Raw genomic sequence first — 9,647 nt, forward strand, 5'->3', positions numbered from 1 at the left:
AAACAGAATTGCAGGTGTCATGGCGGAAAGCTTTATCGTTGAAGGCAACCAGTCAATGTGTGACCTCAATAACCTCACTTACGGACAGTCCATTACGGACCCTTGCCTAAGCTGGGAAGACACCGAAACTATGCTAGAGATGCTAGCTAATGCCGTAAAAGCACGTTAATAACTTTATAAGGAAAGAGACATGCCTTCTTTTGATATTATTTCAGAAATAGACGCAGTGGAACTTCGCAATGCGGTTGATAACGCATCTCGAGAGCTCACCACTCGTTTTGACTTCCGTAATGTTACGGCTAGCTTTGAGTTGCTTAAAGACGAAAACGTTAAACTCTCAACGGAAAGTGATTTTCAATTAAAACAGATGCGCGACATCTTACGTTCGCAGCTGACGAAACGTGGCATTGATCCTACCGCCATGGAATCTCTGACGGCTGAGCAGACAGGTAAGAGTTGGCATCAAAACGTTTCCTTTAAGCAAGGTATCGACACACCCGTTGCTAAGAAGATTGTTAAAGCGGTTAAGGACTCAAAGCTCAAAGTACAGGTTTCTATACAGGGAGAAAAAGTTCGAGTAAATGGTAAAAAGAGAGACGATTTGCAGGCCGCTATGGCGTTAGTCAAGAATGGCGAGCTTGGCCAACCATTCCAGTTCGATAATTTCCGCGACTAAACACGCCTAGTCTCTTAGACATTCTGTTTTCGAGACAAGATAAAATTAAAAAAGCCGCTATTTAATTAAAAATAGCGGCTTTCTATTATTAAAACTAAAATGCCTATTTAAGACGCCCAGAGATCAAGAATCCATCATTCTTCATCAACAAAGCGTACTCGTGACATTCCTCAGGAACAAACACACAAACACGCTGATCCTTGTCTCTTGCTGCTTGCAGTTTATCTGCTAGATCCATTGGAGATGTGAAGCCTACTCTTTCCGCATCTCGACGAGATAAGTCAATAAACTCGAACGGGCAATTAGCATGATGCAGGATCAATTCCGCTTGCTGCATATAACGCATCGCTTTAATCGTTAGTAGCTCGACATCATCGGTAAAGCCAATCCAAAAACAAAAGCCTTTTTCATCACGATCGGAACCTAGTTGTTCTACATAGTGTGTTTCGAGTTCTTCTCGCGTCGTTGCGGCATTAACCTTGGTGGAGTTAAGATACTGTTCCCAGAACTTTCTACGAGCATCGACAGTGGCCAACTCATCTTTGATAGAGTTTCTTTTCGAAGCGGCGAAGTCTGCAACAAGCGCTAAATTATGTGGTAACACTGTTTCTAGTGTTTCTCGAATATTACGAACCAAGACTGGTGAAGCACCACCACTGGATATTGCAATTTGAATGCGACCACGATTCACCATCGAAGGCGTGATGAAATCACAATATGGGAGGTCGTCGACAACATTAACCAATATCCCCTGACTCTTCGCATCCTTATGAACTTGATGATTTAAACTTGGGTTATCAGTCGTTGCCCATACCTGAACGTATTCTTTACGAATACAGTCAGATGAATAAAAATGCTGAACCCAGTGACATTTGTTGTCACTAACAAGTGCTTGCAAATAGTCATCGATTTTTGGAGAAGTTATTGTTACCAATGCCCCTGCTCTAAGTAACGAGTCAACTTTACGGCAAGCTACCTCCCCCCCACCAACAACCAAAACTGGCTTGTTTTCCAAGTCCATAAATAGTGGAAAATACTGCATTTCAATCCCTGAGCTAGTTTAATATCTATTAAGCTCATCCTAACAGAAATGGGGCAACGTTATCATCCCAAACACTAAATTCATTTATTTTAAACCGAATTTATCATAACAAGCAGTGACTAATACTAACATTTAACTCATTAACATTAATTTACATCTAAAAGGACATTAAGTTTACTTCATTAGTTCTGTTGCATCCATCAGGTGCACAGTTGCACTATTTACAAGCTCGTAACATTTCGTCATTCTAACTACTGTTCGGTATTGTGATTGCTATCAAAAATCTTTTCATCTTAGATATTTGTGAAAATACAAAACCTTACCTACGCTTATAAATGGTTGGAACGGGTAGATTGAAAATCTACATTTTTCCACTAAATAATTAAAAACAACATTTTTAGCACGTTGTATCAGGTGTCACCTGGTTTAACATGGATCATACAGGAAGGATACAAATGACAAATAAACTAACACTTCTTGCTTCTGTTGTAGCTGCATCGACTGCCTTAATGTCGACAACAGCATCTGCTGCAGACAGCACTCTGGATAAAGTTACGAAACAAGGTTTTTTAACTTGTGGTGTCAGTACTGGTCTACCAGGGTTTTCTAACCCGAATTCAAAAGGCGAGTGGGAAGGAATCGATGTTGAGTATTGCCAAGCACTAGCTGCTGCTGTTCTAGGCGATAAAACTAAAGTCAAGTATGTACCGCTAACTGCTAAAGAGCGTTTTACAGCTCTACAGTCAGGTGAGATTGATGTCCTATCACGTAACACTACGTGGACTCTTCACCGTGATACTGCACTGGGTCTGAACTTTGTAGGTGTAAACTACTACGATGGTCAAGGCTTTATGGTTAAGAATGACCTTGGCATTACAAGTGCTAAAGAACTTGATGGCGCATCTGTTTGTGTTCAATCAGGTACAACAACTGAGCTAAACCTTGCGGACTATTTCCGTAACCAAGGCATGGCATACAAGCCAGTAGTATTTGATACAGCAGCACAAACGTCTAAAGGTTTTGATGCCGGACGTTGTGATGTACTAACAACCGACCAATCTGGTCTTTACGCACTTCGTTTAAACCTAGCAGATCCAAGTTCTGCAATGGTTCTACCAGAAATCATCTCTAAAGAGCCGCTAGGACCAGTTGTTCGTCAAGATGATGACAAATGGTTTAACGTTGCTAAGTGGACACTTAGCGCAATGATCAACGCGGAAGAGTATGGTATTTCGTCGAAAAACGCAGATGAAATGATGAAATCAACCGATCCAAACGTAAAACGTATCTTGGGTGTTGATGGACCTAAAGGTAAAGGCCTTGGCATTCGTGATGACTGGGGTTACCAAGTAATTAAACAAGTTGGTAACTACGGCGAGAGTTTTGAGCGTACCGTTGGTACAGGTTCTCCACTTCAAATCTCTCGTGGTGTTAACGCGCTTTGGAATGCAGGCGGCTTCATGTACGCTCCACCAATCCGTTAATTACTACCAAAAATGGGCGGTTTAGGCCGCCCTTTTGCTATGCTTAGATTATAGAATCATAGCGAATGTAAGTAGATTTTATAATAAAAATGGATTTTGAGGTTATTGTTGTATGAAACCCAATAAAAGTACGGCACCTTCTCCAAGCGGAAAGAGTGCTAGCCTGCTATACAATCCCACTTTTAGATCTGTTGTCTTTCAGATTATCGCCGTTTTGGCTCTTGTTTTCTTCTTCTACTCAATTGTTGATAATGCATTAACCAACCTTGACGCTCGTGGTATTGCCACTGGTTTTGGCTTTCTCGATCAAGAAGCCGGTTTTGGTATTGGTTTAACACTCATTGAGTACGATGAAACATACTCTTATGGTCGAACCTTTTTCATAGGGTTGCTTAATACCGCATTGGTTTCCTTTTTGGGTATTATTTTGGCCACTGCTATCGGTTTTACTATGGGTATCGCTCGTTTGTCATCAAACTGGCTAGTCAGCCGATTAGCTGCTGTTTACATCGAGGTTTTCCGTAATATTCCGTTACTGCTTCAAATCTTTTTCTGGTACTTTGCCGTTCTTCAAGCCCTGCCTTCTCCAAGACAGAGTATGAGCCTAGGTGAAGCTATTTTCCTAAATGTACGTGGACTCTACTTCCCTGCTCCTGTGATGGAACAAGGCAGTGGCGTTGTTATCGCTGTATTTTTACTAGGATTGGTTGCAACGATATTCATCGCTATATGGGCGAAGAACAAGCAAAAGCTAACAGGTCAACAAACACCAATGGGCAGAATCATTTTGCTTCTCTGCGTAGTTCTACCTGTCATAGCGTATTTCTTGATGGGTTCGCCAATCAGTGCTCAATACCCCGAGCTTAAAGGCTTCAACTTTAGAGGCGGCATTAGCATTATTCCTGAGCTAGCGGCTCTGTTACTTGCGTTATCCATTTATACTGCGGCGTTTATCGCTGAGATCGTCAGATCAGGTATCAACGCAGTCAACCACGGCCAAACCGAAGCAGCGATGAGCCTTGGTTTACCTCGCTCTCGTACACTGAAGCTAGTTGTCATCCCTCAGGCGCTAAGAATTATCATTCCTCCGCTAACGAGCCAGTACTTAAACCTAACGAAGAACTCCTCACTCGCTATGGCGATTGGTTACCCTGACCTTGTTTCGGTATTCGCGGGCACAACGCTAAACCAAACAGGACAAGCGATTGAAATCATTGCCATGACAATGGGTGTTTATCTGACGTTGAGTTTACTGACGTCTGCATTAATGAACATTTACAACCGCAAAGTTGCGTTGGTGGAGAGATAATATGAGCGTACATCAATTTCAACCTGACCTTCCGCCACCAGGTAACACAGTGGGTGTAAAAGGTTGGTTACTTAAAAACCTATTTAATGGTCCTGTAAACTCTATTGTCACTCTAATCTTGGGTTACTTAGTCTTTTCTCTAATGCTGAACGTGCTCGATTGGGCGTTTATCAACGCAGACTGGATAGGGACAACTCGAGACGACTGTACCCGTGACGGCGCATGTTGGGTATTTATCAGTGTCAGATGGGAACAATTCATGTACGGTTTCTATCCAGAAGCTGAGTTATGGAGACCTAAACTGTTCTACGTAACACTGGCTATTTTCACTGCCCTACTCGCTTATGAAAAGACGCCTAAGCGCATGTGGATCTGGTTGTTCTTTGTTAACATCTATCCATTTATTATTGCTGGTTTACTCTACGGTGGTGTATTCGGCCTAGAAGTAGTTTCAACTCACAAATGGGGTGGCTTACTTGTAACACTGATCATCGCGCTCGTTGGTATTGTTGTGTCTCTACCAATCGGTGTGGCGCTTGCACTGGGTCGCCGTTCTGAGATGCCAATCATACGCAGTATCTGTACGGTATACATCGAGATCTGGCGTGGCGTTCCATTGATCACTGTTCTGTTTATGGCGTCAGTAATGTTACCTTTGTTCCTTTCTGAAGGTTCTGAGACCGATAAACTAATAAGAGCACTGATTGGTGTGGTCATGTTCAGTGCCGCTTATATGGCAGAAGTGGTTCGTGGTGGATTACAAGCGATACCAAAGGGTCAATATGAAGCAGCGGATGCGCTCGGTTTAAGTTACTGGAAGAAAACCGGTCTTATCATTTTGCCTCAAGCACTTAAGATTACTATTCCATCTATCGTAAATACCTTTATCGGGCTATTTAAAGATACGAGTTTGGTACTCATTATCGGTATGTTTGATGTATTAGGCATTGGCCAAGCAGCAAACACCGACCCTGAATGGCTAGGGTTTTCAACAGAAAGTTATGTATTTGTCGCGTTAGTGTTCTGGGTATTCTGTTTCAGTATGTCGAGATACTCGATATGGCTAGAAAACAGACTCAATACCGGTCACAAACGATAATTCAAAGATCAAGGACGTATTATGACGCAACAACAAAACACAGCACCGGTTACTGAGAATGATTCATCAGAACCAATGATTCAAATTAACGACATGAATAAATGGTACGGTGAGTTCCATGTATTGAAGAATATCAACCTAACGGTGAAGAAAGGCGAAAAAATCGTTGTATGTGGCCCTTCTGGTTCAGGTAAATCAACAATGATTCGTTGTATTAACCGCTTAGAAGAACACCAAAAGGGCGATATCTTCGTATCTGGTAACGAACTGACTGAAGATTTGAAAAATATTGAAGCGGTGAGAAAAGAAGTCGGTATGTGTTTTCAACACTTTAACCTCTTCCCTCACCTAACGGTATTAGAGAACTGCACGCTTGCGCCAATTTGGGTAAAGAAAATGCCTAAAGAAGAAGCAGAAGCAATCGCAATGAAGTACTTAGAGCGCGTTAAAATCCCAGACCAAGCTGATAAATTCCCTGGTCAATTATCTGGTGGTCAACAACAGCGTGTGGCGATCGCTCGTTCTCTGTGTATGAACCCACAAGTCATGCTTTTTGATGAACCAACATCGGCGCTCGATCCAGAGATGGTTCGTGAAGTACTGGATGTAATGGTAGAGCTTGCAGAAGAAGGCATGACCATGATTTGTGTTACGCATGAAATGGGCTTTGCTAAAGAGGTGGCTGACCGGGTTATCTTTATGGACGCCGGAGAAATCATCGAGGAGAATAACCCCGTCGATTTCTTTGAAAATCCTCAGTCAGATCGAACTCAGAACTTCCTTGCTCAGATTTTGCATCATTAGAGTTACATTGTGTGCAAATCCATGTATTGGGTTTGCACACACTCATAGAAAGAGGCGATAATGGTCGCCTCTTTTTTGGTTATATCGTGTTACATCTTTAGACATACATAACACACTATTTCCATTATTATTTTAACAGGCGTTAGTGACGCTATGGGTTGATTTTTTCTATAGATGACCCCATAAATATACTTATAAAGATAAACTCTTCACGAGGAAGATTATGAACAGTCCTATGTTTACTCGCACTTCAACGCAAGAAAGTGCTCTACAAACCAATAAAGTATTGCGTAACACTTATGCCCTACTTTCAATGACGTTGCTTTGGTCTGCAGTTGTCGCTGGCGTTTCAATGGCGATGAACTTACCGCGTCCAGGCTTAATCATTATGCTAGTTGGCTTCTACGGCCTTCTTTTCTTAACAGAGAAAAACCGTGATAACAGCATGGGTCTTGTGTTTACTTTCCTATTCACAGGCTTCCTTGGCTATACCACTGGTCCTATCCTAAATGCGTACATTGGCGCAGGTATGGGCGATGTTATTGTGACGGCTCTAGGCGGTACAGCACTTGCGTTTCTAGGTGCATCTGCATACGCACTTACAACTAAGCGTGATCTATCGTTCTTAAACGGTATGTTGTTAGCTGGTTTCGTTGTTCTATTGGTAGGTATGGTTGCGAATATCTTCCTACAAATGCCAATGCTTTATCTTGCAATGAGCGGTATGTTCATCCTGTTCTCAACAGGTGTTATCTTGCTAACAACTCAGAACATTGTGCGTGGCGGCGAAACGAACTACATCTCAGCGACGGTTAGCCTGTATGTATCAATTTACAACATCTTCATCAGCCTACTGAGTATTCTAGGCATCATGAATGATGACTAACGCACTACTTTAGCTTTACAGAAAACAAGTAAAGTTAGTCGTTAGACTTTAAAGCCCAAGAACCTGTTTCTTGGGCTTTTCCATTTCAGAACCAAATTCAATAAACAAACCAAAGTAAGTCACTTGAGTTTGTTATACGGGTTCATGTACCCTAGCCTCGTTTAATTTATCACTCTAGAAAAGACGAACCATGTTTATATACAACGGCAACGAAATTCAAACCGACGCACAAGGCTATTTACTCAACTACACCGATTGGGAAGAAGGCATGATTCAAGCCCTTGCCAATGATGAAGGCATTGAATTAACCGACGCTCATCTTGAAGTCGTCCATTTCGTGCGCGAATTTTACCTTGAGTTCAAGACTTCACCTGCAGTTCGAATGCTGGTCAAAGCAATGGAGAAAGCCCATGGTCCAGAGAAAGGAAACAGTAAGTACCTGTTCAAACTCTTCAAAAAAGGTCCGGCTAAACAAGCGACTAAGCTAGCCGGGTTACCGAAACCAGCAAAATGCTTATAGCGCTTCATTTTCTAGGTTATTTTGAATTCTGAATAGGAAGAAGGATCTACTTCTTCCTTCATTACCTTCATTACTTTTGATAGACGAGGCCCCTCATCAAGCCAACTCTCTAACGCTGTAACATGGTCCAACTCTCCGCTTGCCACGACTTCAACATCACCATTATTTAGATTTTTCACGTATCCTTTTAGTTTTAGCTCATTCGCTTTCATCGTTGTAAAGTATCGAAATCCAACCCCCTGTACTCTTCCAGAGACTGTGAACTTGTAGCATTTTTGAAACATTCCGCTTAACCCCTGTGTTTCATTGGTGATATATTTAGCTTCGTCTATATCTGTCATTTATCAATAATGGCAATCTGGTTTGTGTTATTTGGATACTTATTACTATGAAAGAAACCGCTTTTCGATGGATCGATAAATACCTCATCCACCTTAAGATTCAGGAAAAATTCTACCTGCTATTATTTCTCCCACTCCTTGCTCTCATTATTTTGACTGCCGTATTCGACAACGCTTCTGACAAAATGATAGGTCATCTATACCAAGATGAGCTTGTTTTAATGAAAAACTTGATTGATGCGGGTGAACTATCAAAAGAGGAAGTCAGTTCAATTTTGAAGAGCTCTGATAGCGTTGCACTAGGCTCAGGTGAAGGCTCTATATCCGTTGCCGGCGGTGCTTACTCGATTAAAGCCAATCATGACCTCGATATCTGGCAATCCCTAAGTGGGACTCAGATTTCTATCATCTCAGTGACATTGCTGCTCATCACGCTTTGTGTTTATTACATCATGACCTTTATTGGCGGGGCGATGTTCACCATGAACAAAGCTCTATCAACACTGGCTTCTGGTGACTTAACGCAAAGAATGAATTTCTTCCCTGTTCGAGATGAGTTTAGCACCATTGCGATTACCATAGACAAAGTGGCAGAGCGTGAGCAACAGATGGTGATTTCAATTCAAGAATCCATCGCACTTATGCAGCAAATCAGCTCTGATTTAAACCAATCTACGCAGCAAAGCTCAGCGCTTTCTAACACGCAGCAAGAGCATTTGAACTCATTGGCCAGTGCCACTGAAGAAATGGCATCGACTATTCGTGAAGTCGCAGGCCTCGCACATGACTCAAGTAATCAAACTGAAGACGCAAAACAAGTTGCACAACAAGGACAAGGCAAAGTTTCAACGACCTTAACCTCTATTTCTAACTTGTCGACCGAAGTGCGCTCAGCATCCCAAGCAGTAGAAGAGCTTGATTCAAATGCGGCTCAAATTGATGACGTGGTCACCACCATTAACGGTATTTCTGAGCAGACCAACCTGCTTGCACTTAATGCGGCCATTGAAGCAGCGCGAGCTGGAGAACAAGGCCGTGGTTTTGCCGTAGTTGCAGACGAGGTTCGCGCATTAGCTGGCCGTACACAGCAAGCTACCGTTGAAATACAATCAATGATCGAAGCGCTGCAACGGAATAGTCAATCGCTAACAAAGCTTATGGATGTAACGGTGAGCAATGCCGAAGAAGGTCAAGCCCTAATGTCGGAAGTTAACCAAGAAATCGGTGAGCTCGCTGACAAAAACCAATCCATCTCAGATGCGAGTATTCAAATTGCAACGGCTGCAGAGGAACAAGGTGTTGTTGCTGACAGTATCGCCTCAAGTGTTGAAGAGGTTCGCCTTCAAGCAGATAGCGTATGTCAATTGATCAGCGCGACCAACGGCAATATTGAACAGCTACGTCAACAAAGTAACAACATGGAATCGTTGCTGACTGGCATTAAAGCTTAGACAATTTAGCAATATCGGCTCGAAACAATAAAAAG

At 42.3% G+C, this 9,647-nt stretch carries 10 protein-coding genes and 1 pseudogene; 9 read left to right on the forward strand and 2 right to left on the reverse strand.

Features of this window, described 5'->3' with window-relative positions; genetic code table 11:
* Positions 1–169, forward strand: a pseudogene (locus tag BCU12_RS01040) (3-deoxy-7-phosphoheptulonate synthase); the annotation flags it as partial.
* A 21-nt stretch (positions 170–190) separates the two neighbouring features.
* On the forward strand, positions 191–676 hold the full coding sequence (locus BCU12_RS01045; protein ID WP_102402556.1) for a YajQ family cyclic di-GMP-binding protein: 486 nt from the start codon (positions 191–193) through the stop codon (positions 674–676).
* Between the two features lie 103 nt (positions 677–779).
* Here BCU12_RS01045 and BCU12_RS01050 read toward each other — a convergent pair whose 3' ends face one another.
* Entirely contained in the window at positions 780–1,718 is a 939-nt protein-coding gene (locus BCU12_RS01050) for a bifunctional precorrin-2 dehydrogenase/sirohydrochlorin ferrochelatase (RefSeq protein WP_102402557.1), read from the reverse strand.
* 455 nt (positions 1,719–2,173) lie between these two features.
* On the opposite strand from BCU12_RS01050, the gene BCU12_RS01055 reads away from it, so the two are divergent.
* The 6 genes from BCU12_RS01055 to BCU12_RS01080 all read left to right on the forward strand — a co-directional run bounded on the left by BCU12_RS01055 (position 2,174) and on the right by BCU12_RS01080 (position 7,820).
* Positions 2,174–3,202 carry an amino acid ABC transporter substrate-binding protein gene (locus BCU12_RS01055; protein WP_102402558.1) on the forward strand — a complete coding sequence of 343 codons (1,029 nt, stop codon included), beginning with the start codon at positions 2,174–2,176 and terminating at the stop codon, positions 3,200–3,202.
* Between the two features lie 112 nt (positions 3,203–3,314).
* Positions 3,315–4,511, forward strand: coding sequence for an amino acid ABC transporter permease (locus BCU12_RS01060; protein WP_102402559.1), 1,197 nt, complete (start codon positions 3,315–3,317; stop codon positions 4,509–4,511).
* A gap of 1 nt (position 4,512) precedes the next feature.
* Positions 4,513–5,610: an amino acid ABC transporter permease gene (locus tag BCU12_RS01065; RefSeq protein ID WP_102402560.1), complete on the forward strand. Its 1,098-nt coding sequence runs from the start codon at positions 4,513–4,515 to the stop codon at positions 5,608–5,610.
* Positions 5,611–5,631: 21 nt separating this feature from the next.
* A complete protein-coding gene (locus BCU12_RS01070) occupies positions 5,632–6,414 on the forward strand; it encodes an amino acid ABC transporter ATP-binding protein (protein ID WP_102402561.1) in 783 nt (260 codons plus the stop codon).
* Positions 6,415–6,637: 223 nt separating this feature from the next.
* The gene (locus tag BCU12_RS01075; protein WP_102402562.1) at positions 6,638–7,300 is read left to right on the forward strand and encodes a Bax inhibitor-1/YccA family protein; all 663 of its coding nucleotides are present in this window, start codon (positions 6,638–6,640) and stop codon (positions 7,298–7,300) included.
* 190 nt (positions 7,301–7,490) lie between these two features.
* The gene (locus tag BCU12_RS01080) at positions 7,491–7,820 is read left to right on the forward strand and encodes a TusE/DsrC/DsvC family sulfur relay protein (RefSeq protein ID WP_102402563.1); all 330 of its coding nucleotides are present in this window, start codon (positions 7,491–7,493) and stop codon (positions 7,818–7,820) included.
* A gap of 11 nt (positions 7,821–7,831) precedes the next feature.
* On the opposite strand, the gene yccX is transcribed toward BCU12_RS01080, so the two are convergent.
* Positions 7,832–8,104, reverse strand: coding sequence for an acylphosphatase (yccX, locus tag BCU12_RS01085; RefSeq protein ID WP_102402576.1), 273 nt, complete (start codon positions 8,102–8,104; stop codon positions 7,832–7,834).
* A 104-nt stretch (positions 8,105–8,208) separates the two neighbouring features.
* On the opposite strand from yccX, the gene BCU12_RS01090 reads away from it, so the two are divergent.
* The gene (locus tag BCU12_RS01090; protein ID WP_102402564.1) at positions 8,209–9,612 is read left to right on the forward strand and encodes a methyl-accepting chemotaxis protein; all 1,404 of its coding nucleotides are present in this window, start codon (positions 8,209–8,211) and stop codon (positions 9,610–9,612) included.
* The last annotated feature ends 35 nt before the right edge of the window (positions 9,613–9,647 follow it).

The organism is Vibrio sp. 10N.261.55.A7, from assembly GCF_002877365.1.
Classification (GTDB): domain Bacteria; phylum Pseudomonadota; class Gammaproteobacteria; order Enterobacterales; family Vibrionaceae; genus Vibrio.

Excerpts from the sequence above, each read along its gene's own strand:
- BCU12_RS01045 (WP_102402556.1), top strand. The coding sequence starts at position 191 with ATGCCTTCTTTTGATATTATTTCAGAAATAGACGCAGTGGAACTTCGC.
- BCU12_RS01050 (WP_102402557.1), bottom strand. The coding sequence starts at position 1,718 with ATGCAGTATTTTCCACTATTTATGGACTTGGAAAACAAGCCAGTTTTG.
- BCU12_RS01055 (WP_102402558.1), top strand. The coding sequence starts at position 2,174 with ATGACAAATAAACTAACACTTCTTGCTTCTGTTGTAGCTGCATCGACT.
- BCU12_RS01060 (WP_102402559.1), top strand. The coding sequence starts at position 3,315 with ATGAAACCCAATAAAAGTACGGCACCTTCTCCAAGCGGAAAGAGTGCT.
- BCU12_RS01065 (WP_102402560.1), top strand. The coding sequence starts at position 4,513 with ATGAGCGTACATCAATTTCAACCTGACCTTCCGCCACCAGGTAACACA.
- BCU12_RS01070 (WP_102402561.1), top strand. The coding sequence starts at position 5,632 with ATGACGCAACAACAAAACACAGCACCGGTTACTGAGAATGATTCATCA.
- BCU12_RS01075 (WP_102402562.1), top strand. The coding sequence starts at position 6,638 with ATGAACAGTCCTATGTTTACTCGCACTTCAACGCAAGAAAGTGCTCTA.
- BCU12_RS01080 (WP_102402563.1), top strand. The coding sequence starts at position 7,491 with ATGTTTATATACAACGGCAACGAAATTCAAACCGACGCACAAGGCTAT.
- yccX (WP_102402576.1), bottom strand. The coding sequence starts at position 8,104 with ATGTTTCAAAAATGCTACAAGTTCACAGTCTCTGGAAGAGTACAGGGG.
- BCU12_RS01090 (WP_102402564.1), top strand. The coding sequence starts at position 8,209 with ATGAAAGAAACCGCTTTTCGATGGATCGATAAATACCTCATCCACCTT.